At 40.8% G+C, this 23,608-nt stretch carries 24 protein-coding genes; 1 reads left to right on the top strand and 23 read right to left on the bottom strand.

The features are described from left to right. Window positions 1–4 precede the first annotated feature (4 nt). Window positions 5–292, bottom strand: a complete 288-nt coding sequence (locus ACFQ3J_RS21500; RefSeq protein WP_090727303.1) for a hypothetical protein — start codon at window positions 290–292, stop codon at window positions 5–7. Window positions 293–620: 328 nt separating this feature from the next. On the opposite strand from ACFQ3J_RS21500, the gene ACFQ3J_RS21495 reads away from it, so the two are divergent. Next, on the top strand, window positions 621–1,931 hold the full coding sequence (locus tag ACFQ3J_RS21495) for a hypothetical protein (RefSeq protein WP_090727301.1): 1,311 nt from the start codon (window positions 621–623) through the stop codon (window positions 1,929–1,931). Between the two features lie 95 nt (window positions 1,932–2,026). On the opposite strand, the gene ACFQ3J_RS21490 is transcribed toward ACFQ3J_RS21495, so the two are convergent. The 22 genes from ACFQ3J_RS21490 to ACFQ3J_RS21385 all read right to left on the bottom strand — a co-directional run bounded on the left by ACFQ3J_RS21490 (window position 2,027) and on the right by ACFQ3J_RS21385 (window position 23,582). After that, on the bottom strand, window positions 2,027–2,635 hold the full coding sequence (locus ACFQ3J_RS21490; RefSeq protein WP_090727300.1) for a hypothetical protein: 609 nt from the start codon (window positions 2,633–2,635) through the stop codon (window positions 2,027–2,029). A 182-nt stretch (window positions 2,636–2,817) separates the two neighbouring features. After that, window positions 2,818–4,434 carry a DNA cytosine methyltransferase gene (locus ACFQ3J_RS21485; protein ID WP_256209927.1) on the bottom strand — a complete coding sequence of 539 codons (1,617 nt, stop codon included), beginning with the start codon at window positions 4,432–4,434 and terminating at the stop codon, window positions 2,818–2,820. 105 nt (window positions 4,435–4,539) lie between these two features. Next, complete coding sequence (locus ACFQ3J_RS21480; protein ID WP_090727296.1) at window positions 4,540–5,367, bottom strand: DNA adenine methylase; 828 nt, start codon at window positions 5,365–5,367, stop codon at window positions 4,540–4,542. Between the two features lie 228 nt (window positions 5,368–5,595). Further along, on the bottom strand, window positions 5,596–6,351 hold the full coding sequence (locus ACFQ3J_RS21475) for a hypothetical protein (protein ID WP_379293967.1): 756 nt from the start codon (window positions 6,349–6,351) through the stop codon (window positions 5,596–5,598). A 38-nt stretch (window positions 6,352–6,389) separates the two neighbouring features. Continuing rightward, a complete protein-coding gene (locus ACFQ3J_RS21470) occupies window positions 6,390–7,277 on the bottom strand; it encodes a DUF6884 domain-containing protein (protein ID WP_143042154.1) in 888 nt (295 codons plus the stop codon). 20 nt (window positions 7,278–7,297) lie between these two features. After that, window positions 7,298–7,978, bottom strand: coding sequence for an XF1762 family protein (locus ACFQ3J_RS21465; RefSeq protein WP_256209926.1), 681 nt, complete (start codon window positions 7,976–7,978; stop codon window positions 7,298–7,300). Between the two features lie 581 nt (window positions 7,979–8,559). Then, the gene (locus tag ACFQ3J_RS21460) at window positions 8,560–8,730 is read right to left on the bottom strand and encodes a hypothetical protein (protein WP_175537566.1); all 171 of its coding nucleotides are present in this window, start codon (window positions 8,728–8,730) and stop codon (window positions 8,560–8,562) included. After that, complete coding sequence (locus tag ACFQ3J_RS21455) at window positions 8,693–9,817, bottom strand: hypothetical protein (RefSeq protein ID WP_090727290.1); 1,125 nt, start codon at window positions 9,815–9,817, stop codon at window positions 8,693–8,695. Before ACFQ3J_RS21455 ends, ACFQ3J_RS21460 begins: the two co-directional genes overlap by 38 nt. Window positions 9,818–9,876: 59 nt before the next feature. Next, on the bottom strand, window positions 9,877–11,004 hold the full coding sequence (locus ACFQ3J_RS21450; RefSeq protein WP_090727289.1) for a hypothetical protein: 1,128 nt from the start codon (window positions 11,002–11,004) through the stop codon (window positions 9,877–9,879). Between the two features lie 10 nt (window positions 11,005–11,014). Further along, window positions 11,015–11,494 (bottom strand): BC1872 family protein, encoded by a 480-nt coding sequence (locus tag ACFQ3J_RS21445; RefSeq protein WP_090727288.1) that lies wholly within the window; start codon window positions 11,492–11,494, stop codon window positions 11,015–11,017. A gap of 140 nt (window positions 11,495–11,634) precedes the next feature. Beyond that, window positions 11,635–12,015 carry a DUF6573 family protein gene (locus ACFQ3J_RS21440; protein ID WP_090727286.1) on the bottom strand — a complete coding sequence of 127 codons (381 nt, stop codon included), beginning with the start codon at window positions 12,013–12,015 and terminating at the stop codon, window positions 11,635–11,637. Between the two features lie 131 nt (window positions 12,016–12,146). Further along, on the bottom strand, window positions 12,147–12,860 hold the full coding sequence (gene radC, locus ACFQ3J_RS21435) for a RadC family protein (RefSeq protein WP_090727285.1): 714 nt from the start codon (window positions 12,858–12,860) through the stop codon (window positions 12,147–12,149). Between the two features lie 257 nt (window positions 12,861–13,117). After that, complete coding sequence (locus ACFQ3J_RS21430) at window positions 13,118–13,681, bottom strand: hypothetical protein (protein WP_090727284.1); 564 nt, start codon at window positions 13,679–13,681, stop codon at window positions 13,118–13,120. 3 nt (window positions 13,682–13,684) lie between these two features. Continuing rightward, window positions 13,685–14,026 carry a hypothetical protein gene (locus ACFQ3J_RS21425; RefSeq protein ID WP_090727282.1) on the bottom strand — a complete coding sequence of 114 codons (342 nt, stop codon included), beginning with the start codon at window positions 14,024–14,026 and terminating at the stop codon, window positions 13,685–13,687. A gap of 15 nt (window positions 14,027–14,041) precedes the next feature. Further along, window positions 14,042–14,302 (bottom strand): hypothetical protein, encoded by a 261-nt coding sequence (locus tag ACFQ3J_RS21420; RefSeq protein ID WP_256209925.1) that lies wholly within the window; start codon window positions 14,300–14,302, stop codon window positions 14,042–14,044. 72 nt (window positions 14,303–14,374) lie between these two features. Beyond that, window positions 14,375–14,569 carry a hypothetical protein gene (locus tag ACFQ3J_RS21415; RefSeq protein WP_090727280.1) on the bottom strand — a complete coding sequence of 65 codons (195 nt, stop codon included), beginning with the start codon at window positions 14,567–14,569 and terminating at the stop codon, window positions 14,375–14,377. Window positions 14,570–14,809: 240 nt separating this feature from the next. Beyond that, a complete protein-coding gene (locus ACFQ3J_RS21410) occupies window positions 14,810–15,043 on the bottom strand; it encodes a hypothetical protein (protein WP_249436061.1) in 234 nt (77 codons plus the stop codon). Between the two features lie 107 nt (window positions 15,044–15,150). Further along, window positions 15,151–15,543 (bottom strand): DUF4258 domain-containing protein, encoded by a 393-nt coding sequence (locus tag ACFQ3J_RS21405; protein ID WP_090727277.1) that lies wholly within the window; start codon window positions 15,541–15,543, stop codon window positions 15,151–15,153. A 324-nt stretch (window positions 15,544–15,867) separates the two neighbouring features. Continuing rightward, on the bottom strand, window positions 15,868–16,266 hold the full coding sequence (locus ACFQ3J_RS21400; RefSeq protein WP_090727275.1) for a hypothetical protein: 399 nt from the start codon (window positions 16,264–16,266) through the stop codon (window positions 15,868–15,870). Then, window positions 16,266–18,107 (bottom strand): glucosaminidase domain-containing protein, encoded by a 1,842-nt coding sequence (locus tag ACFQ3J_RS21395; protein WP_256209924.1) that lies wholly within the window; start codon window positions 18,105–18,107, stop codon window positions 16,266–16,268. The genes ACFQ3J_RS21400 and ACFQ3J_RS21395 overlap by 1 nt, the downstream gene beginning before the upstream one ends. 17 nt (window positions 18,108–18,124) lie before the next feature. Further along, the gene (locus tag ACFQ3J_RS21390) at window positions 18,125–20,965 is read right to left on the bottom strand and encodes a CD3337/EF1877 family mobilome membrane protein (protein WP_256209923.1); all 2,841 of its coding nucleotides are present in this window, start codon (window positions 20,963–20,965) and stop codon (window positions 18,125–18,127) included. Beyond that, window positions 20,940–23,582 (bottom strand): ATP-binding protein, encoded by a 2,643-nt coding sequence (locus tag ACFQ3J_RS21385; RefSeq protein WP_090727274.1) that lies wholly within the window; start codon window positions 23,580–23,582, stop codon window positions 20,940–20,942. The genes ACFQ3J_RS21390 and ACFQ3J_RS21385 overlap by 26 nt, the downstream gene beginning before the upstream one ends. Window positions 23,583–23,608 lie beyond the last annotated feature (26 nt).

Here is a 23,608-nt window from a genome sequence, read left to right as displayed (position 1 = left end):
TCTACTAACATCCTGAAGAATGAATGTAGTAATAAAGCTTGATGTAGTGTTCGTTAACGAACTCATATGCTCTCAAGATCAGATGCAGTGAGTAAGATCTGCTACAACGCTGCTCGCTACTTTCGATAAACGCCACTACTTCCTCGATCGTATCGAAAGTTTCCGTATTAATCTGATTTTCTAATGCCGCAATTCGATTTACTTCAGGTAAACAGAGTATCAGTTGCCCAGCTCTGTAGACTCTAAGCATCTTCATTCCGTCGTCTTCAAACACGGTTTCCAAATTGCTCATCTCTATCTCCTCCTAGTTGGACATAAAAAAAGAAGGCGTACAAAGACATACGTATAGTGCGTATGCTTTATAGCCTTCCTATTTCAATCCAATATTTATTAGCTTAAAAGAAGCGTTCACCATCTTTACCGAAAATTAGCGGCAAAGAAAAATATAAATAATCTTAATAGTCTTATTATAAGGTGAGACAAAAGTGTTGTAAATAATTAGTAGATCTTCATTGAAGAAACAAGACCCTCATACTGTTCATTGATAATGATTAAATACCGATATTATCTGTATATAAATCTGGTTGTAACTACAAGACTTGAAGGGAGCTTTTCAGGGAATGAAAATAGATTTTGAGTTATGGATTGAGAAACAGCATCAAACGATTCCAGCTGCGGCCAAGGAAATTTTCGATGAAGCAATAATCTGTTATAAGGCCTCTGCAATCAGAGGGGCTTTTATACTATCCTATCTAGGGTTCATTACTATAGTTAGAGAACGTCTTTTATTATCTGGTCAGCCAAATCCTGAGCTTTTACCGGAAAAAGCAAGTTGGGAAAGTATCCAATCTAATTTACGAAAGCCTGAACAATGGGATTATCAAGTTAATAGTTTAATAGGAAAAAGAAGTGAGAAGAATGAAGCAAATGAGAAAACCATTTTTTTAATTCCTAAGACTGTAAAAAATGACGCTATATATTTTAGAGAGAAGCGAAATGATTGTGCACATGGAAAAGATATTATCAGTTATCCGCATGTGGAGAGCTTATGGCTGTTCATCCAGAATCATTCAGGAAAATTTATGGTTAATGGTGGGATAGAAGGTTTTACACAGCTAGTTAAAACTCATTTTGACCCATCAGAAAATGACCCGACATCTGACTTTACAGAGTTACTTCAACTTCTCCCAAATGTTGTTCATGTAGATGAAATTAAGACACTTTTTTCGAAACTATTTAATGTGGTGCCGATGAGATCCCAATCCCAGGATTACCACAAGAAATTCTGGATTTCTCTTCTAGAAAATGATGAAACTGTAAGGGGACATTTGTTAAGCTACCTTAGGGAAGAATGGGGGAAACTAGAGGGTTTCATTTTTGCATATCCCAAATTGATTCGATACTACAGTGACGATGATTCCACTTTACGCAAGATTTGGAATGTTATTATCCCATCAGTTAATCTGTATGAAGATAGAGTGGAAAGCCTATATGAGATGACAAACTGGTTAATATTGAATCAAAAGATTCCAAAAATTGAGTTGACAGAATTTTGGAAAAAATGGATCGATCAAGGAACGCTACGTTGGGTAGGGAATGATTTGTCACAAGAATTTGTTGCTCTCCTTCAGAGTTCTGGGTATTTTGCGACTTATAGAGATTACCTCTTGAACCAGAGCAATGCAGGTTTGAATTATTACTTTTGGTACGGTCAAGAGCAATTACTTCCGATCTACTTAAAACATGTCGATCTAGATCAAAAATTAGTTGAACATATCAATGCATTATTGTCTAATCTTAAATCTTCAGGTACATTTAAATCCCGAGTATCAGAAGAGTTAAAAGCTGACGGAGGAGCACGTCTAAAATTATTCAAAATGCATTGTAATGATTTAGGTGTCACATGTTATTATGGGAACGAACTCGATTGATGAAGAAGAAAGTTCTTGACTCTTACTAGGGGTATAGACAGACGATTTTATATAATCGTCTGTCTTTTTATGATCAGTTTTCTAGGTGAAGCAATTTAGATGATAAGTAGTTCAGGAAGGAATCTTAAAAAAAGTAACAGCAGAATAAGTCCAATAAGTAAAAGGAATACCTTTTTATAAACCCAAGTTACTATCCTTGTTTTATTCTCGTTTACAATTAAAAATTTTAGTTCGTTATCTATTAATGGGAAAATACCCTTCTCCAATTCTTTCAACGCCCTCTTTTCCGTCAATGCTTCATCACGACCATAATATAGATAATAAGATGTTCCAGAAGCAAAGCATAACAAGGTGTAACTGTTAAATATGAAGTCTATTAAATTAGTTGAATCTATCATCAATAGATTTCGTATTATCATAAATACTGAGAAGACAGGTAGACCCAGCAACGTAAACTTCATCAATTTTTCAAGACATAAGAGCAGTTTAAGATTAGTAACGTTCTCATTATAATTTAAAACATGGGATGCTTCGTGAGCTGCTACAATTAACTCCTCTTCTTTTCTTTCGTATGATTCCAACTGTATCTCTGTATTACCCTGCCTGTTGAAATTACATCTGCTAATCTTGCTATTTAGTGTCACAGTATAGCTGTAAAAATTGTTGTTCCTCAATATAGTATCAACAACTCGCTTGGCATTCATAAATCTTTTCCCCTCATATAGAAATTTTTTTATCTAACCTAAATATAACTAATTTTTTTATTTTCTCCTTTTTTTCGGCATGAAAATTTTAAAAATAAACCTCAACTTAAAAAAGCCGCCAATTGGCGGCTTCTTGAGATATATTTCTATTTATACACAATAGCTTCCAAGAGCAGACATTCTTAATGCAAGATTGCTTCAGTTTGCTGCTCTGATTCATTACGAACCCAAACAGCCTCATAGCTCAGCGTAAAGCCAGCATCTACAGAAGCCGCCATCAAAGCAACAAGGAAGGTTGTCCCCATTGCTCTAGCTGCTTCCGGAGGTACCGCATTTCCTATATACTCCCGAGCCTTTGCATCACTGCAGCCAACAAGCTGGAAAGGCATACCATTAGGCAAATGAGCAGGGAAAGATTGCAACATCGCTAATTCGTAAGTCGTAAGTGGACGATGCCAAGTACCGTCTTCAGCAATGATGAGGTAAACCCCTCGATCCTGATCTGCAGGAAGTGTTCCATCCTTTGTACCGTTTAGAACATTGGAAGGTGCAGCATTCCTTGGGTCAGAGAAAGCCAAGGCACCGCTACCGAATCGAGTTCCGGTCACACACGGAGAAGGCTCATCATGTCTAACAACTTGATACACCCCAGGGTGTCTCCCCTTCCGTTCTTTAAGACGAGGATCATTTACGCAAATAGCTCCATTATTCGGCCCTACAGCGCCTGTCACCGTTTGGGAAGCCTCATCCCATTGAGACATACGGTAAATGGAACGATGCGTACTTCCTTCGTTTAGACCCATTCGAGGATCTGATACGGCTGAAGCTCCATTGCTCCTGCCAGGCCCAGCTCCTCCTGTGATTGTTCTAGAAACACTGTTCCAATCTTCAACTGCCCAAGCCCCTCGTCTAGGCTCGTGTTGCACTCTATAGTTCCACCAATCGAGCTTATTTAGATCTCTCCAATCTCCGCCGGCAGGAATCAGCGCAAGACGCATCCACGTCTTCCACTCAAGTTTAGGAAGCCGATGAAGTGGTCCTGCTGCGACTGTATCACCTGGAAACGGTAAATCTTTGATAACATCTCCAATTTTTTTTAACGGCCTGCGTGGAGGCTGATAGACAAAATTTTTCACAAGCTTTTCTTGTCTGGAGATTAAGAGATATCTTTTTCTCCGTTCCGCCAGACCACCTAACTCCCCACAATCGTGAGTATTATCGCTGGTAATATAGCCAAATGACTGCAATAGCTTTTTGATTCGATCAAGAATCTGCTTTCCTCTGGTCATAATGCGAGGTACATTCTCAAGCAAGATGAGCGCTGGAAGATGTCCACCGTACTCGAGACAAGCTTTAAGCGCTATTTCTAGACCACGGATTGTTAGCATGTTGAGAGCCTGATACTTCTTTGTTTTTGCTGATTTTTCAGGCAGCAGACCCGAAAAACCCTTGCATGGAGGAGATGTAAAAATTACATCAGGTACTTCCCAACCAAATGCGTCCCATAGATCACCAGGCGTGGCCTCATGCCAATGATTCGGCGGTTCTTCTCCGTGAAAATCTATGTACTGTTCTCTTGAAAACAAATCCATACATACGGCCTTACTACCTGTAATCAGCTCATAGTTTTGACAAACAACCGGGTTAGCATCAATGCTGCATAGTGTTCGAAAACTTCCGACGTATCCCATATATTCTGCTCGTGCCTGAGCGAAACCAAGAGAGCCGCCGCCTGCTCCGCCAAATAGATGAGCTACCGTATGTTCCGTCTTAACTTCAGGTTTGATTGCAAATACCACTATGTTATTCCTCCTGCTCCTCCCTTCTGCACAGGGAGGATTGATGTTTCCCTGTGCAGAGGGTGTAAAAGCATTTAGAATCTGCTGCTATAATGCTGTTCTTTATTAGAAGAATGAAATCTGTCCTGACATAGTAGGTGAATAGTTCATAAACAGATACTCGGTTTCTGTCCTACGTTTTTGGCCTTCTGATGCTTTCACAACAGAACCAACCTTCGCTTCTAAGGTCACGTAATTCCAATCTTTATAAAGCTCAAGCACAAGCGGGTCACCATAATAGGTAACAAGGCACTTCCCCTCTATATGCTTAAGCATCTCAGCTAGTTCCACATGATCCTCTTGCCGGAAACCACCTTTGTAGCAGTTCTCACGGCCAACATAAGGAGGATCGATAAAAAAGAACACATCTGGTCCATCATAACGTATTATGATTTCTCGGTAGTCTAAGCATTCAATCATGACATTGCGGAAGCGTTTCTCAAAAGAGTCCAACTTGAGTATCGATGACTGGTAATCTGAAGCGCAATTCTTTACTTTTCCAGCACGCCAGCCGCTCGGTTGATTAGGCATAGGAATGATGCTTTGTCTGAGCAGATAGAAGTATCGAACGGCGCGTTCATATGGGTCCTCCGGCATTTCTTCACGAAGCCAGGTCTCATATAAAAAACGGCTCGTTGGCAAAGAGGCTAGGTCTTCTATCAGTTGCTCCTTTTGCTGCCGCAGCATCATATAAAAATTGATAAGATCTCCGTCTTTATCATTAAACACCTCAACTTTACTGGGCTCACGGGCAATCGTCATATTGGCAGCCCCGCCGAATAAATCAACCCAGCAATGATGGTCAGGTAGGTAAGGAATAATTGAATGCGCAAGTTTTGCCTTACCTCCGAAGTATCGTAGACCCGTCTGTACAACATTGTTTTTCAGTGCCATCTTCCATCTCTCCTATTATCCGAAATCGGTTGTATCGATTCGGAAATAGGCAGGACTCTATCTGTCCTCTTACGGATCCTCGATTAGAGAAACGTAAGTGCTACTTATCCCAATAGGGAGCTCGCAGAAGGGGGCTACAATGAACCGCATAACGGAAATAAATCCGTTCCTTCATTCACACCTGAGTTTAGAGAGTATGGAGTTGCCTACTTTTATTTGTCATTTCTTTTACTCCTTTATTACTAAGTACTCTTTTTCATTTGTATTCGGTGACGCCTCAATAACAGCTGTCTCGAAATACAAGGTTGAACCAGCAAAATCTTCCCCAAGAATCTCCTCAGCATCTTCTCCTGCTTCAGTACGCATAACATATTCAGAATAGGGAATATTCGTCCAAATTTGAAAGTCTGCAGCTGCTCGTTCTACTGCAGTAGGACCCATATATGGAGTGATCTGCTGAATAACATCCTGAAACATTTTTACTGAGATAATGACTTGAGTACTCAAATCTATTTCTCTCACTGTGCCCTTCTCCTCTTTCTCGTTACAATCTAGATTCCCATATCCAGCAAGTGTTCCCTCGTAATCGATTAACATAATGGTATTGTAAACCTCAGTGGACCAATCATGAATTTCATCAAGGGTAACCGTCTCAAGCTGTAATGGATCATTCAGATTCAGCTCTAATGTATTGAGAAATTGAATATCAAACCAGAAAGATTGCGATTCTTTAAATTCCCCGCCTAAGTAAGTTACAAACAACTTATCCTGGATGCGATAAATATCCGTGACAAAGTTGGAATACTGATAATCAGCTTCTAGACGATAAACGAAATTCTCCAGCATTTCATGCCAATACAGAGAGGCTTCTGAAAAGTCCAAAACCGTTACAGTACCTTTTTCGTTACATATTGGGCAGTTTTTTGCCCCTTCACACTCGCAGTTCAGCTCTGTTAGAGAAATATCAGAATTACACTTGATCACATCTATCACTCTCTTTCCTATGTCTTTTTATCTACTCATCATTTAAGAAGCGCTATCTGCATACGCTGCAGTGCAGCAAAGATGCTGTATTCGGCCATTAAAGCGTAGTTATGCTTGATCAAGTACAACCTAAGCTTTGCTACACTCTGACCGAATCTGCTCTTTATTTCTTCAAAATGAGCATGTCCATGAAGTTCAGCAAGGGATTGAACATTCAGCAGGAACTTATTAAATTCCCCTGCAATATCTTCTTTCTCCATTACGTTGTTGAATGCTTCATATGCCTTTTTCGCGTCCTTTTTCTTTTGGCGGTAGCTGCCAAGTAATTTTTTAAGCTCTTCTATGTTGGCTTCAATTCCGTATAGGTGTGCCTTATTTTCGAATTGATCGATTAAATGGCTTGCCTCTTGTGGCGACTGGAATTGAATTAACGAAGATACGACCATCTTTTCTCTTTCAATCTCTTTCAGTCGGATTTGGGTAAGCTCGTTCTCAATTAACTCCGCGTACCATGTAGGCTTTGCTCCAAGAGGAACTCCGTCACCGTATACTCGGTATTCGATTCCCTTTTCGTCAAACAGACGTTTTAAGGGGTCTGATATGGTCTTACCGGTATGGATTTCTACGAAGGGAAGCGGGTGAATTTGTTGAATAAAAGCCAATACCTTTTCTGCAAAAGCAGTACATTCATCCTTTCGTGGGTGCCATTTTCGAACAGGGTACGGGTCAATAATCTCCTGGTACCCAATGATCCGCTGCCCAAATACACTAAGAAAGAAGATGTTGTCCTCCGAAAAATTACGTACCTCCATGTAACGAATGATGTTGTTTACCCAACGGCTGCGGGATCCTTGGTAGAATCGATAAGCAGGCATTGGACTATCTTGCCGGGTAGATGACTCTGTAATCAATGCAATACGATTCACAACAAACACTCCTTGTTTCTTTATTCCTCCTGGCTCGACGATAGATTCAGGCTCCAAGCCCTTTTTGGTCCCATTGGATGTCGGTCTTGCCGGCTGCGGGATTTGCTATGCCAGCTTCCTCCTGGAGTCACTCCAATAAATTGAAATCCTACCCCTCGAAGTGAGCCTCCATCTTCCTCCTCCAACGTATAGGTAATGAGCATTTGATAGCCCATCTCTTTTGCTATACGTGCAGCCGATGCATATAACTTACTGCATGCATTTTTATAAGCACTGTGGACGCATAAGCGGGTAACTTCAATTGTCTTTCTGTTATCTCTTAAGCGAGACACAGGCCGACCGGCTATCAAGACTCCAATTAATTCCCTTCCATTACTGAGACCGAGTGCAAACTTCATACCCTGCGGGGCAGGATGATGACGATGATGCTTGTTTACAAAGTCGCATGCTTCCCTAAAAGTCACTGGCACAGGAACGGACTCAAACTTTTTATAATCGGGATAGTAAAGCTCCATATACCGGATTGCTTGTTTACGACTACGAGAAGAGTCCCATAATACATGGAATCCTTCGTTCATCATCTCCCAGCGCAGTGAATGAGAGCTTCCCAATTCCTCAACTGATAGCACGATGTATCGCTCTAACTCATTGTTCGCGAACACCCAATAGAACTGATCAGTTATGGGACCTGCAGAGACCATAATCCTCATTCCTCCTTTTTTGCACAAAAAAAGGAGACGCAAAAAAAGCGTACGTCTCCCGTACACCTTAGCGTCTCCTTAAAAGCACAAATATTTATAAAACAGCTGAAGCTGCATGACCCATCCTCGCCGAAATTGACGGCAAGAAAAATAAGAATGTTATTAAACAATATGCTAATTATATAGTAACGAAAAGCTGAAAGTAAAGCTATGCAATAGTAACGATTACATATTACACCTTACTTTTTTCTATTTTTGAATCAATTCTTTTCCTCAAGCAATCATTGCTTCTTTTTCTCATCTAGCCTTTTTATCATTTCTTCTCTTTTCTTCTGATTTTCTTTCGTAATCTCGTCCTGTGACTTAAACTTTACCTTTTTAGGTTTCATATTGAAAGGGATAACTTTTCGATTTTGCATGGTCACTGATCACCACCTGTAAGTTCTCTAGCAATCAGTGTTTCCGACCTACTAAAAGTTATTCAATCTATGAAAATAAAAGATGAAAGGAGTGCACCTTCCTCCCCCTTTCCAAACTCCCAAATAAAAGAGACCCTAGCATAGGCTAGGGTCAGATTATTGTTATTTATAAGAAGGTTTTGATTCATTCGAAGCCGCAGCTTCTTGCTGGGCAGCTTTTATTTCATCGAGAACCCGTAAAACTTCCTCGCGATGGATGCGGTTTTTTTCTACAATTTCTCTCTGAGATACAAAATTAATTTTCTTTGGCTCTTTGGCTTTCGGCAATACCATCTGGGATTCCCTCCTTGTCTACATTCTCCTGCTTTTGTAGTAAAAGACAAAACGCATGTACGAGACGATATATATCTCGTATCTCTATAGTATCATTTGATAGAGTTAGACTCAATGCTTTACCGTTTGAATCATCGAAATGGAAGCTCCAAATCCATGTTTCCCCGTATACTTTCATTCTATAAGCAGTTACTGTTCGGCCTGGGAAAGGATTATTATACGAAAGCCCATCTTCCTCTTCGGGTAACATCGCAACATATACCGCGGCATATTTTCTAGCATTGTCTTCGGTGAGTGGGATGACATCTGGGCTTGCACCAGTTGTACCTTTATCATGCAATTTACGGATCTGGCCATCTTCGACACGATAGATTGTATATGCACTAACAAAGTCTAACTCATAGTAATTCATACAATCATTTACATACCTATACAGCGACTTATTAATATCTTTAACCAAATCTACCAAGTATCCAACGGCTTTTTCGTATCTTATAACTTCCTTCTGCAGGTAATCACGTGTATCTCTATATTGATCCTTTTCAGACTGCATAGATTCAACATGCCATCTGGCGTAATCAATAACCTTATTCAGGTCAGCTCCGTTGTTCGGGTTAAGGATCGGAGTAATAAAGTGATAAAGACCTTCGAATGTAGGGCCGTTTTTCTCCAGAAAAGGTTTCCATAGTTTATATTCTGACGGTCTCTTAGCTTTAAATGCTCCTACATGAAAATGAGGATTTCCCATTGTGGCCATTTTACCTGTATGTAAAAAAACAAGTAGACCATATACTCCTAATACTACGACTAGTATAAGAACAGTGATGAGCCATATCGGTGCGGAACTAATTACTCCTCCGACAATGACTAGGATTGGACCAATAACTGGGAGTGTGCTCCACCCGATTTTTCCAAGCGTACTAGCGGTTTTTAATATACTCCTAAATGATTTTACCGGCCCAAGGAAAGCTACCTTTATCCAATCTTGCGGGTCTTGTGTTCTCGATTCTCGCAGGATCGGATCAAAGGTTGATTTTAAATCCCCAATAAAACTGTGATAATTAAATTTTGTGTCCTCGTGCGACATCTTGTCACCACTCATTCTTTTATTTTACGAATGCTTGTCCACTTTATTTTAGCGGGAGGTTAGCTAGGTGGCAATAAATCTATATTGATTTGAATATCGGTATAGCGATCCTCCAAGCTAGAAAGCATCCGGACATTAAACCCTAGTGCATCTCTCGAATTCATCCAAGCAGGCACCCTGACAGTTCCTTGAAATGACAACAAGTTTCTAAAAATGCGGCCATTTAGCCAGGACGAAGCATCCGCTGAAAACCATGGATATCTGAGCAGGAGTTCAGTGGATCCCAGGCCAAGAGCATGAAAGTTAGCTGTATCATTAAACCGTTTAAAAATCTCATCAAACAGCTGCACACGTCTTTTAGGTCCAACAAAGACCGATCCCCCAATGGCTATTACCTCATATCCTTGATCAACATAATCCTGCAGGACCTCGAGCGAATTTTGCACATGGTATACCGGGATAGGCTTATGTCCAACAACCTGCTCCAAATAAAGGGTGTTTGATTTTGTAGTTTCGGGGTCTGCAATTTTATCTATTGTCAAGTATTGATAGATGATATCCCTGTGCTGCTTTACGAAGCTGGCATATTCATCAATATCAATCGGCTTTAATATTTTCCCCTTCTTTTTTGCTTCATGAAGGGTTTTCTCCCCAGGATCAAGCAGGACACATTTATAATCAAATCCAAGCTCTCGAAGGTTTTGCTTCCATGTGGCTGCCGTGTCTGATCGCACAGTTAAATAATTGATCAAGACGAATAACCCACCATTACTTTTTACTATCCTCACGTCCTGCTTTCCCTTACTGATACCTGAAAAAATGTAACGTAATCCTTTAAGGGAGAGGCGTACGCCGGTTGGTGTGCGACGCACCTTGCATATATCGACCATAATGATCCGGATAAGCGCAGCCATAGCGCTGGAGAATTTCTGAATCCGCATCAATTCCTTTAAAGTAATCACTCTACGGTGGAAGAGAATGGCTAGAGCCTTTATTAATAAAACTCTAGGAATGCGATTCGCTTTGTTTCCACTGGATGTCTTAATATACACGTATTTCTCAGTTACACGCTCAATTGTATTTTCTTTTCCTGTAACCGTATATATTTTGTAGCCGGGTCTTCCGTATTTTCGGAAGAACTGCCGCTCTTTTACTTCTGCTTTCTGTGTGAAATGTATCGTGGACATGATGCACCTCCTATGGAAGAACACGGTTAACGGGATAAAAAAACCGTTGTACCGGTTCCTTGTCTAAAGATGCTGCAGCATGCTTAATTACAATACAAGCATTACACAGTGCCTGCTGTAGTGTTTTGCCTACACCGATGTAAGCATCTTTAAAATAAACCATCCAAAACAAACCTGATGCGGATCCGCATGGTTGAATCGATATTTGATCAGGAATAAGAAAGGACTCAAATAAGTTATAAGCAGTTCTCAGGCAAACTGATGGCTGAAATTCTTCAAAGGGTACTACCTTTTCCTCATAAACATAACAGCCGACGTGTTTCCCCCTGCCAATGGTCCATCCCATAATTTCTGTTGCAATGTAGCGATCCTGGTCATCTGGAGACAGCTTGCTCCATCTTCTTAGCAATGGCTCAAGATTTAGCCGTGCTTGCCGCAATTTATCCGCTGTTAATTGAGTTAATACTTCATCTTTTGAATGATTAATCATTATTTGCCCTTAAAATTGCTGGAGGGAGTCCTCCAGCAATCGCAGGTCTCCCTCCTTTTAACGAGCAAAGTTCATCCTAGCTCATAGTTTATATTCCCTAAGGAATGGTAGGCTTCCACTTCACATGTCTTTAATATCAGTCAATCCTCATCAGGAAAAAGAATAGTAATTACCGGTTCCAGGTTATCCCCGGGACCACAAATTGCTTTAACTGATACATATCTATCAACTCCATCAAAAGTGGCTATGAATTTAAAATGTACGATCGATCCATTTTGGTTGGATATTGCTATGCGAAACATCCACAAGCAATCCCAAAGTCTCCCTTTCTCGCTCTCGCCGTTATTAATAGCGGTTTGATCAGGAACAATCATTGAATCCCAAACATTTCGTTTCATATGAACTGGATACTTTATACCTACCTCTTTAGCAAGATGGCTCACATCAACTAGAAATCCATCAGCTAACGCATTGGCACGGGAATACGTATCAATCACTTTTGCATTTTCGAATATACTCATTTTTTAAATCCTCCAATTATTGTATTTAATTTATTTATGATGGAAAAAAGGGAAGAGCGATTAAGCCCCTCCCTTTTTATGTAAGAAAAGAGCTGATCCGCCTTAAATCGGGATCTCTTAAGACTCTTCCATCAAACAATACTTCCTTTATTGCTTGCTTCTTTAAGAATAGGAAGTCTGCCTTTCTCCTTCATGCTGTAATATTTATCTTCACCAATGATTATATGGTCCAGTACATCAATACCTATGATTACGCCGGCTTCCACCATTCTTTCAGTAAGGCTGATGTCCTCTATGCTAGGTTCAGGATTACCACTTGGATGGTTATGAGCGAAAATAACACTCGCTGCACCTTTTCGAATTGCCCCTTTAAATACTTCTCTTGGATGTACTAAAGTTGCATTCAAAGATCCGATAGATACCGTCTCACGACCAATCACTCGGTTCTTAGTGTTAAGATAAAGGGTAACGAAATGTTCACGATCCAAATATTTAAGATCTTGAACGGCATATCTCGCATCTACAGGAGATCGAATGATGACCTCTTCAGTAGCAACAGAAGTATTCATGCGCTTTGCCAACTCAAAGATCGACATCAACTGGAAACTCTGTTTCTCGTTCAGATCGAAAAGAACCGATAATTCAAACTCGGATAAGGTTCCGAGATATGGCAGCCCATTCTGCAGGATATCATCTACTACAGCAGAGATGGATCGGCTTTTCACGATCGGCTCAAGGATAACTATCAGTAAATCCTTAACTGAGAGCCGACTTACGTCACAACTATGAAAATAGACGCTTCTGGCTTCTTTAACAGCGGATTGGTTTAAGACCGAATACGACATTTCTATTACTCCTCCCTTATTAGCGTGACAAAAGTTTTCCAATGACGGTATACTTTTTTAGCTGCTTCCTGCGGTTATAAATCCGTTGAAGTCTCATAAGGTTTACTTTGTTATTCATATATATCTGCCCTTACCGCAACTGAGGACAAGAGCCCTCACCATTGTTGCGGCAGAGGGGCTCCCTCCTCACATTAATTGAGTTTTTATTTATTGCCTCCGGCGGGTAACGCAGCTAAGCGTTCCCAAAATGCTTCTCTTTATCCTACGTTCAGGTCAAAAGTGATTTGATCATCTGGACGCTGATGTCCAAGCAAATTATGCTTAAGCTCATCGATCCATAGTGAAAAACGATTATGTGGAATGGGTAGCCGAATATCGCTGTTCCTAGCCTCAAAATGATAGTGACCTAGGATTGGATAGAAAGATAATCGGATCTGCTTTTCCGCCTTGACCCAAATTGTAGGGACATTTTCCTTGTAGCCAAATAACGGAGGCTTAAAGTCATTGGTATCTACTTTGACCTGAAGCCAGTTGACCGTTATGTTGACGTGGCTGTTGACTGTAAAAAACCAATCATTCAACAGACGTTCCAATGGACCCTTATCAACGACTCCCTTAGCGCTTACCCACCGAATCCAGAAATAAGACCTCTCTGGATTATTCATTCGCACACGCGCTTCAATTTCAAGCTTGTGTAAACCGACGGAACGGTACCAAATATTTTTCTTACTTGGTGTGAATCCTGCAAGCTTTAAAATGGGGAGAACAGCATCGATAGGTGCTTCTGCATGCCACTTAAATGCAATACTTAGTAGCTGCATAACTCACGCTCCTATCCTGAAGCCTTCATAGACGATAGTGCCTAATGGAAGTACTCCACAATATTTACGTCCTGCAGCTAGGATGACGACGTTCTCAACACTCATACCCTGCTCTTGCAGCTGCTCATTGATCAGTGAAGACCATACATGAAGTTCACCAGGAGATAAGGTCATCACATTCACAGGAACTATTCCTCGAGTGGAAAAAGGAACAATACCTTCACCTGTGAGAGAATAAACAATCTCTCCAATGCGGGATGCCTTATTTATGAGCTCATCGATACGTGTTTCAAAGCCACCAAGATTCATAAGCAGGCAGATGGGTTTACGACTGAATTTTCGCATATATATTACTCCTCTCTATAGCGCATGGGTTTGAACAAGGTAAGTACCTAGCTGCAGGGGCACATTATGCTTTGCAAAGAGCTCTAGAAGTGTGTGCTCATAGACATCTGCCTCGTTTTCAGGTACTTCCTTCCCACGATTGCCAACAATCACTTTTATGGGATTGGATTTCACAACATCAAAGAAGATGCAAGCGTCGCTACCATTCTTATCAACGATCGCTACCCCACCACAAATTAGGCTCCGGTTAAGCTGAATCGAAACCTTTTTTATCATTTTTATTGCCTCCTTAGGGCACAAAAAAAAGAGCGCTCATGTCGCTCTCTTTATGGCCATCCTTATTTTGCGTTACGCAATCGAAGTTAACTTTGCGTTGAGTCTTCGTGTCAGATCAGCCAAAGTCACTTCTACGGTGCCGTATACCTTAAGTTGATTGAGGAGTTGGGTGTATTGCTCAATCTTCTTCATGAATTGAACATCCTCATCTCCAATGTTTGTCACGACTAACAGTCCTCCATCAAACCTGCGCTCGCAATTATTCATATCTATTCCTCCCATTTTTTTGGATCGTTACCCGAAAACTAAGTGATCAATTATCAGACAAAGACCGATAATATAACTCATGAGTAGCAGAACTTTCGTCTTATCCGTGTTTTTATGTGGCAAAAGGATCAGTCCTTCCAATAGTTTTTTATAGTCCATAGAAAATAAAAAAAGCCCCAACAAGAATCACGTTTTTTAACGTAAAACTCTACTTGGGACTTCTCTTTTTATAACTCCTGGTTAAGTACTGATATGCGGTCTAATAAAATCCATTGGCGTGAAATGCTCTTTGAGCTTGGCCAACGATACCGTCACATCACCAACAATTCCATTCTTTTCGAGCAGCATCTTATAACCTTCCATAATAACTCCATCAGGAATTTGCGTTAGTACCTCACATTCGCATTTTCTTGCAGGAACATCGGAAACAATTAAAGTGCCACCTTCAAATACTTGGGTTTTGGTGGTTATCATATTTACGTACTCCCCTTTGCAACGGTCACAATGAGTCGTCATGCACAACGCCTCCTTCTAACCTTATTGTATCACGGAACTCCGTTTCTCCAAAAAATTTCAGCTCATTAAAAATTCTCGATATACGGAAGATGGCGTTTTCCAGGAGGGTAACAAGTAACCACCTTGAAATGCTTGCTTGTGAGCAATCCAACTACAATAATGAACCAATTTCCCTGAAGATCTTTGCCGAGAACTAAACGGCTAGGGGTAACTAGTCCCATGGAGCGAGATTCCCTTATCCGATTATCTTCACTTGAATATCCTTCAATTATTTTTCCGTTAAAAATGGCTACGGCGATATCGATTTGAGTATATGTACGATCCTCGTACTCTTCATTGTCAAGGCGATCATTTAAGTAATGATCGGCAATTTCAATGATGAAGCCGTCAACGCCCCCATTCACCGCTTTCCGGAAACACTCTAACTCGTAGGACCAATTTTCCTTACGGTAATCCACGTCTTTATTACCCCCTTTTCTCTGAGATAGATGAAAATAAAAAAGCCCTGAACGCAAAAATAAAAGCACACCTGAATAGGGCCTGCTCCATCCTTTTGCATCAAGGCAATTATTTATCGTTGTCGAATATGAACAACATGCTCCTCTCTTCGCTGAAATATAGCAGCAAAGAAAAATAATTCATTTAATAGTAATACAATGATTATAGTCTAATTATGGAAAATGGGCAATAGAAAGGCCTTCAATCGACCCATCTATTACCCCAGTATTAATTGTTATGCTTCCCCAAGCGGTTAAATAAACTTTTTGCAGGAAAATAGAATACTAATTGCTAAACAACTCGTAAATAGAACGGTACTTTGGATCAGTTTCTTTCCGATCAAGGTTCAATTTTTCCCATAGATCAAGGATAGCAGTCTCCTCACCATGAAGAGTTCTAACGTTCAGCAATTGTATGAGTAACTGATGAAGCGGCTCATCGGCAGATAATCCTCGATGCATCTGGAAGAAGACATCCTCATGTCGATACAGTATCAACTGTGCAAATTCAACTTGCTTCTCCGGTGATATCTTTTCTGGCATCAGGATACTTTGAAAAAGGGATACATCATCGCATTGCATTCCAGCCATATGAAACCATTCTTTTAAGCCGGTGAAAGTGATTTCTAAATTAAGCATAAAGTATGTTTCGGTTTGTAACTGTTCAACTAATTGTACATTCATTAGTATGTCCCCCTTACGTACTGAATGTTAGAGATATAAAGTTCCTCATCGGTACCACTGGAAAGAGTTACTGCAATAGCTGCAGGAAGTTCCTTAACAAATAGATTAGGTCCTTCAGTCTCCCCGTAACCTCCATTGTTCACCACGTTATTATAATTAACTGAATTAATGATTGGTTTATTAAAAGTCGGATCGATTAGATCGGATTTAGTAACCGTTTGACTAGTTTGTGTTTTACCGGTTTTGGAGTCTGTAACAGTTGACGTTGATCGGTATACCTGCTTTGCATAGTTACCATAAAATTGCTGGATGCCGAATACGAGAGTTACAGTACCATCAGTATTTACACTCCCTCCGCTGCTTCCACCGCTTCCTACACTTCCTCCCCCACTACCGAATGGTACATCATTGAAAGGCTGTCCAGTTGCGGGATCAATTCCTCCGTTGGCATCGAGGGAGACGAGATTCTGACTTCTCATAATGCTCTTAAGCTTATTTGCATATTGGCTATCTGTAGCATATCCTGCCCGTTGTAATTCATTTGCGAAGGCATAGGGATTATCCTGGGCTAAAGCAAAACGATAGCGAGGGTTTTCTAAAAGAAAAGCTGAATGATCTGCAAATGATTGCTCTACACTAGAGTAGGCACGGAACGTACCAACGATCGTGACAATGTTACCACCATATTCTTCTTTAGTTGGAGATGAACAAGTAGGACCTTTCCACCCTTTGGATGCTTTGATACCAAAAACGTTATTACATACGCTTCGTTGACCATACCCTGATTCGAGCGCAGCTTGTGCAAGAGTGACACTTGCAGGTACCCCGCTTCTGCGTTCTTCTTCCATGGCAGCGGCAGCATACTCAATAAAGAAGGGATGAGTTAGTGAACCTAGATTTGGTGGAACTGAAACTTCAGGTACGTCTTCTGAAGTTTCAGTTCCCTCCCCAGTTGTTGAGCTGGACGCGCCAGTCTGAACATTTCGTGTCGTTACAGTTCCCATATTGCTAAATGGAGGTGCAGCAGATTCCATATAGACTCCGCTTAAATAGAGCATCTTATTTGAAAAATAATCATAATCTCCATCTTCTTTAGAAAATTTCACCTTATCGAAATACTTAAAAGCTTCTTTACTAGCAGTATCCGTTGCCTTAGACATGAGCATTATGAAAGGAGTAGGGTCAACTGGCTCTTCCCCTTCAGGAATCCACTCATAATGAAGATGAGGACCTGTAGACTTACCAGTGTTCCCCGATAGTCCAATGATTTCCCCTCGACGAACCAATTGACCTGGCTCGACGAATGCTTCACTCAAATGAAGGTATCTTGTGGTGGATGAAAGCTCAGGATCAGAACTTTTAACCGAGACGTATATACCGGCATTTGAATTACTTTCCGTTGGGTTTGTAGACGGATAACTCACGGTTGTTACAACACCATCGAATGAGCTGATGATTGGAGTGCCTACGGGTATACCGAAATCAATTCCTTTATGGAAAGCTTTCGTTCCAAACACAGGGTCAGTTCGCTCCCCAAACTCACTGGTTATGATCTTATCCAGATCACGATAGTAAATTTGAGGAGGTAATACCCTTTCAGATACAAATGCAGAAGAAGCAACGACTGTTGTGGACGAAACTAGCGCTGCGATTAGAAAGAAGAACATGAAGATTCCAGCCAGCACTGAAGTTACGATCCAAAAGACAGGGTTTTTCAATAACGATGTTGATACTTTATTGAGCAGTCGCTTTATCGCTTCATTTTTGATTCGTTGCTTAAGATTTTCCTTATTCAAACCACCTTGCAATGCTTCACCAATAATAGCTTTCTTGTCTAGCAAAATAGTACGCCCCCTTACTACTCAAGCTGTTTTAGGACCCTGGTTTGTTTTCTACCGCTTTGCGCTTTATTTGCCACTGTTTTCTCAATGTTACGATTGGCAGAAGAAACTTCAGCGCGATGCAGCTGACCGCGGGCCTTTTTCATGATTTCAAGGGACGCTTTCATATCATCTAGTCCACCTGTTACTTCACCAGTTACCTTATTCCTCAAATTCATGACCACTTCGGATTTTGCATTAGTATCAATTTCAAGCCGCATGTCTTGAAGGTCATCCGTAGTGATGCTGTTTTTGAGGTTGGCACGTGAAGCTTCAATCTTGTTCTTAAGATCCGGATTACTAAATTTAACATTGTTAATGGTTAGTTTAGGATCGGTCACAGGAGTTGCTGTAACAGACATAGGAACGTTAAATTGAGTTGCGATATTCTTACCCTTAACATTGTTCGTAGTCATCTTGGGATCAGGAACGGATGGTAAAGTTACAGGAGCTGCAAGAGCTGCAGGAGCCGACAATATTGATGCTGGTACAGATTTAGTAGTATTAAAGCTGCCTGCACTATACTTATTTCCTCTAGAACCGAACTGAGCCGTTGGTAGAGGAGGCATATTTTTCATAATAGTAGCAGGATTCTTTAAAGGATTTAGCTGAATTTTAGGTACTTCAGATATTCCACCATTTTGTACGGCTACCCTTCGGAATGAGTCATTAGCTTTTAGTAGCCGCTCCTTCTGTGCTCCATACTCAGGCATTGATTGGAAATGAGTAGCAACGGCAATCCTACTTTTTCTTGATAGCATCGTAGTGTTTACTTTGTTGGTGTTGCTGAGCCCTGCTTCCTTAAATCGACCATCCATTTTCTTTACAAAGTTAGAGTGTCTGATTGGTTCACCCGTCTCGATGGAGGTATCAACAGCTTGCTTATATTCTGTTTTGTACCTTTGGAACAATTGGACCATTACAAAATCATCCACTGCAGTTTCGAGTTTACGATTCCGATTGAGTGTTTTGGCCCTGTCGAGTTGGTTTATAGCCTGTTTTGGTCGATTCACCATGAAGGAACTCGCTTCTCGGATTGCATTCTCATTTGAATACAATGTAGATGCAACCTCTTGATCATTCATGTTGTCATTCACGCCCTGCATAAGAATCGCGTTACGCATATCTCCACCATCAGTTTTGACAGACGACAATCTGTTCTTCTCTTCTTTCCATTCTTTGTCCAACCCACGAAAAGGATTTTTACTGCCATTCCGAAGATTCTCATTTACTTTCTGAACAAAAGGAGAATATTGTGCCTCTGCTCCAGATTCATTAGAAATTTGTTCGGCAGCTTGTTTCTCTCGCTGGTAACGCAGGACCATACTTGCTGTAGTAGCATCGTTAATGTTGGTGCCGGCAGTACTGAGAGAAGACGGAGTAAATGTACTAGGAACTCCTTCATGCTCTTTTCGGTTAAACATGCTACTGATTTTACCAGCAGTACTGTGATACAAGGTTCTCGTTGCACCACGCTGTAATGTATCTACAACAGTGGATTTGGCACGTTCCGGCATTGGAATATGTCCTGCTGCTTTGCTGAAAACTTGTCCAATCTCGTTACGATATTTGAATATAACAACAACTACAATTGCCTCTACTATCATTGCGGTAAACCAGCCTGCTCCTGCTGAATAGACAACATCAAAGGATAGATGTCCAAATACTAGGGATAGACTTAAGAAAAACATGACAAAGGCGGTCATTACACAAAGACCTATTAATTTGATGAATTGTTGCTTCATAGAGTTGAACCCAGCTTCTCTACCTGGAAGCAGCGTTGCAAGTAACGTTACGGCCATAACAGCTGCATGAATTAGCAGTTTCAAACGATAGAATATAGAAAGGATAGCCCAGAAGATAAATAACCCTAGTGTAAAAATGGAGAATGCATAGTAACACACAAGTATTAGCATCTGTTCATATGGTCTTTCTCGCCCAATGTCGGGATACTTGCTTAGTGCCTTCTGTAAAACTGCTTCTCGTTCATCTGAAAATGGTGCTGTTGAAAGAACTTCGTTAAAAAGTTGAGGGTCCTTTTTTTGAACGTCTGGATCATCAAACTGAAGCATGGTGTAGGGTCGAACTACTAGCTCATTCCATACTTGTTCTGAGATCGTTCCTACACCATTGTTAGGATCAGTATTAAGACCAGTTGTTTTGGCGAGCATGGAGTACATCATCCCCCCCACCTCGTTGCCGATCCCATTAAAAGACTTAATAATGGTGCCTGCGTTTGAAATAAAACCGAGACATATGACAAGAGCCATTACGAAGCCTAATGCGGATTGATATCCATCCATGTATCTTCCTCGAAGCATATTAAACAAGATATAAAGAACGGTAATGGAAGCAAAAATCCCTAAGAGACTCCCCCATAGACCGTTACCTAAGAGACCGTTATTCACCCCTGCGACACTTTGAATAATATCCTCAGCAGCATCGATCAATTGATCCATAAAGGAAAATGTAAATGCTTGATGAGATAAAAAGGTGAATAAACGAGTGATTTGAACTAGGACAAGAAAAAAGAAACTTAGTACATGATCATAAACCCTGATTATACCGTCCGAAGCTTTCTGACCTATTTGCCAGAATGATCGCTCTGGGATCAGTGTTTGAAATGAATAGTTGGTTGCTCCATACTTGTTATATATCCCTTCTTTGTTGTTGTCAGAAGGAATCATTTCATCGATGGAGGATGCTTCTACTACTGTAGGAAGTATCAAGACTAGGAGAAATGATACTATTACACCTAGTAATACAAGAGACTTCCTTATTTTCACTCCTCGCTTAATCATGGTCGGGGTCTTCTCCATCAAGCTCCCCTCCTACATCACCTGCAGCAGCATACTGCTCATAGTGTTCTTGGAATTTCTCAAGTATTGTATACTCGGTTTCCTCTCTTGTATCTGAACTATCCTCTTCAGGTGGTCTAGTATCAAAACAATCAAAGAGACGTTGAAATACAACATCTACTGTAAGTACACCATTTCGGCCGTAAATATCCTGCATGAGACATTGCCCATTATCAAGATTCTTAATTAGATCAATATTTTCTTGAGTGTGCTCCAATCCAAAGTAGGAAAGCGTACTTTTGATCTTGGCTGTGTCTGAGTCCCTAAACGCAAACTTCATTCCAATGTTACCAGCAAGGTCACCAGCTACATCTGTAGGGTTTTGAGTCGCAATTCCAAGTCCGCCATTTAGAGAGCGCCCCGTACGAATTACACGATCGGCCATTTCCTTCCCGATTTGAGTTCGCAGGATCGCCCATGCCTCATCCATTTCGGCAAGTGTAAAGACCGAGCGATCAAAATAAATGAAGGTATCCATGAATCGACCAATTGAATACATCGTGGCTACAGACATTTTCTCAACCAAGGAGTAGTTCCCGGGAGGCTTTTCTACAGGAGGCATTTTAAGATTCTGAACCTGTAAAATGTTCATCGCATAGTTTAAGTCGATTGTTTTTTGTTCCCCGTTACCAAAAAGCAACTTGGCAAATGATAAGTTACTGAAACTGTCGAGTACTTCAGCTACCACAGCAGCCGGTTGTCTAGTCTCACCCATTTGTCGCAGGACATCAATACATTTTTTTAAGTAAGGTTTCGGTTCGGAAGCTACTCTTGTGACCGCTTGAGATATGTAACTGTACTCTACCCGATCACTCTGTACAGATGCTAAGTATGATAAAATGTCCATCGCTGCTTCTTTAGCATCTTCAATATTTTGTAGCATCACAAAAGGATCGAGCTTCCCTTGATCCTCATGAGAAGCAGATAAGGTAGCCACTTGAATTTGTCCTTTTAGCTCAGGCAGCATATCCGGCCAATGAGAACGTTCACCCTTAGGGTCGAATATTAGAGTTTTTCCTCCGCATACTGCGTTAATATATCCTAACAAGTTTAGCAGGACGGATTTACCGCCTCCGAGTGTTCCGCTTATGGTAAAAGACGGTGATCTATTGATTTGGCTAGCGTGCCTAAGATCAACAAATACAGGTTGTTGTAATGACCCCGTTGTGCCTATATAGACCCCAATGTTATCTCCTAACTGTTGAGTTGCCCCAAACATTCCGGAAGCCAATGTTTCAGGAGGAATTCTTTGAATATAGTCTGAAACATAGCGGGGGGATCCAGGGATAAAATCATTAAAGAGTAACCATTGATCACCTGCAGGTAATTCAACATGTATGTTTCCGAAATCTCTGAAATGATCCTGCAATATCTTGGCATTACTTTTTAAGAGGTTAATATCCGTATGGTACAGCCCAAAGGTAATATGTGTAATGAAGGTTTGGTTCTTTCTTTTCTTATACTCGTCTTCGAGCAGTAATGCCCTTTCTTGCTTTTCAGCAAGTTCAAGAGGTACGGTTGCACCAGCTTCATGCACGTTCTTTACCTGGTTGTCGATGTCAGTTTTTTTCTTTGCTAGTTTCTTAATTGCTTCAGGTGCTTCTATCACTTCCACTTTAATGCTCATTTGAACTGGAAATGGCAATGTAGCTGCACTGTAAAGCCACTCACTTCCCGGCATATCCATATTATCTGGAAGTTCAGAAACGGTAAGATATGTATGGTAGATGTAATCGTCCTGGCCTTCATGGGGCTGATTAATCTGCAATCTACGAGGATGCGATCCATCAATTTCAGCCTCAGTCAAAGTGATAATCTGTCTTGAGTCATATAAGAATGTATCAAGACCGCCGCGGTTTCCTTTTCTTTTCTTTGGAGTCCATGGTTTGTCTTTCGTCGAACGGAGAACTGGATCCGATATCCCCCACCAGAAGTTACGCTTGATTAGCCACTCTGTTGTTGCAGGAGTTCCTCGTTTTACTTTGATTCTGCGGGAAATACGATCGTATATTTGCCGCTCCTTTACCATATAAGCCTGGTATTCATGTTCGAAAATTTCTGGTTCATTAAGACCTGAAATATGCTCAATAAAACGTTTAGGATGAAGAATCATTTTCTTCATTTCGGTATATACGTTCTCTATTTGTTCTACCAGATCCTTATCATCACTCTTGGGGATGTATACAACAACATAGGGACGATATTCCGCATTATTGGATCCATCCGATGTGTTGTATGCTTCGCCTAGATAATCCTCCATTCCGGAGATATACCTGTTCCCCCAACTTTTAAGCGGTCCAGTATTTCGTTGTCTAAGCTTTTCATGGTGCTTAGCAATGTCATGGGCTTTAGGTAACCATAGGATTTGGAATTGGTCCGTTAACATGCTTAGGAAAGAGGTTTGGGCAATCAGACGATCTATTTTTTGTTGGTCACTCTGATGGTCATATATGAAAGGATCTAGCTCATATACGGCCCACACCTGCTTGTTATGATTAAATATTAAGTTTCCTTCAAAGTAAGCAATAGGGAACTCAACGTTTATTTTATTTGGTCGCTTAGTCACTTCCACACCCATAGTTCTACCCTCCTTATTAAAAAAGA

Source organism: Paenibacillus provencensis (assembly GCF_042678545.1).
Lineage (GTDB): Bacteria > Bacillota > Bacilli > Paenibacillales > Paenibacillaceae > Paenibacillus > Paenibacillus provencensis.
The sequence above is the reverse complement of the archived record's forward strand: the minus strand, read 5'-3'. Positions and strand labels throughout refer to the sequence as shown.

Excerpts from the sequence above, each read along its gene's own strand:
- ACFQ3J_RS21500 (WP_090727303.1), bottom strand. The coding sequence starts at position 292 with ATGAGCAATTTGGAAACCGTGTTTGAAGACGACGGAATGAAGATGCTT.
- ACFQ3J_RS21495 (WP_090727301.1), top strand. The coding sequence starts at position 621 with ATGAAAATAGATTTTGAGTTATGGATTGAGAAACAGCATCAAACGATT.
- ACFQ3J_RS21490 (WP_090727300.1), bottom strand. The coding sequence starts at position 2,635 with ATGAATGCCAAGCGAGTTGTTGATACTATATTGAGGAACAACAATTTT.
- ACFQ3J_RS21480 (WP_090727296.1), bottom strand. The coding sequence starts at position 5,367 with ATGGCACTGAAAAACAATGTTGTACAGACGGGTCTACGATACTTCGGA.
- ACFQ3J_RS21465 (WP_256209926.1), bottom strand. The coding sequence starts at position 7,978 with ATGGTCTCTGCAGGTCCCATAACTGATCAGTTCTATTGGGTGTTCGCG.
- ACFQ3J_RS21460 (WP_175537566.1), bottom strand. The coding sequence starts at position 8,730 with ATGGTATTGCCGAAAGCCAAAGAGCCAAAGAAAATTAATTTTGTATCT.
- ACFQ3J_RS21455 (WP_090727290.1), bottom strand. The coding sequence starts at position 9,817 with ATGTCGCACGAGGACACAAAATTTAATTATCACAGTTTTATTGGGGAT.
- ACFQ3J_RS21450 (WP_090727289.1), bottom strand. The coding sequence starts at position 11,004 with ATGTCCACGATACATTTCACACAGAAAGCAGAAGTAAAAGAGCGGCAG.
- ACFQ3J_RS21445 (WP_090727288.1), bottom strand. The coding sequence starts at position 11,494 with ATGATTAATCATTCAAAAGATGAAGTATTAACTCAATTAACAGCGGAT.
- ACFQ3J_RS21440 (WP_090727286.1), bottom strand. The coding sequence starts at position 12,015 with ATGAGTATATTCGAAAATGCAAAAGTGATTGATACGTATTCCCGTGCC.
- radC (WP_090727285.1), bottom strand. The coding sequence starts at position 12,860 with ATGTCGTATTCGGTCTTAAACCAATCCGCTGTTAAAGAAGCCAGAAGC.
- ACFQ3J_RS21430 (WP_090727284.1), bottom strand. The coding sequence starts at position 13,681 with ATGCAGCTACTAAGTATTGCATTTAAGTGGCATGCAGAAGCACCTATC.
- ACFQ3J_RS21425 (WP_090727282.1), bottom strand. The coding sequence starts at position 14,026 with ATGCGAAAATTCAGTCGTAAACCCATCTGCCTGCTTATGAATCTTGGT.
- ACFQ3J_RS21420 (WP_256209925.1), bottom strand. The coding sequence starts at position 14,302 with ATGATAAAAAAGGTTTCGATTCAGCTTAACCGGAGCCTAATTTGTGGT.
- ACFQ3J_RS21415 (WP_090727280.1), bottom strand. The coding sequence starts at position 14,569 with ATGAATAATTGCGAGCGCAGGTTTGATGGAGGACTGTTAGTCGTGACA.
- ACFQ3J_RS21410 (WP_249436061.1), bottom strand. The coding sequence starts at position 15,043 with ATGATAACCACCAAAACCCAAGTATTTGAAGGTGGCACTTTAATTGTT.
- ACFQ3J_RS21400 (WP_090727275.1), bottom strand. The coding sequence starts at position 16,266 with ATGAATGTACAATTAGTTGAACAGTTACAAACCGAAACATACTTTATG.
- ACFQ3J_RS21390 (WP_256209923.1), bottom strand. The coding sequence starts at position 20,965 with ATGGAGAAGACCCCGACCATGATTAAGCGAGGAGTGAAAATAAGGAAG.
- ACFQ3J_RS21385 (WP_090727274.1), bottom strand. The coding sequence starts at position 23,582 with ATGGGTGTGGAAGTGACTAAGCGACCAAATAAAATAAACGTTGAGTTC.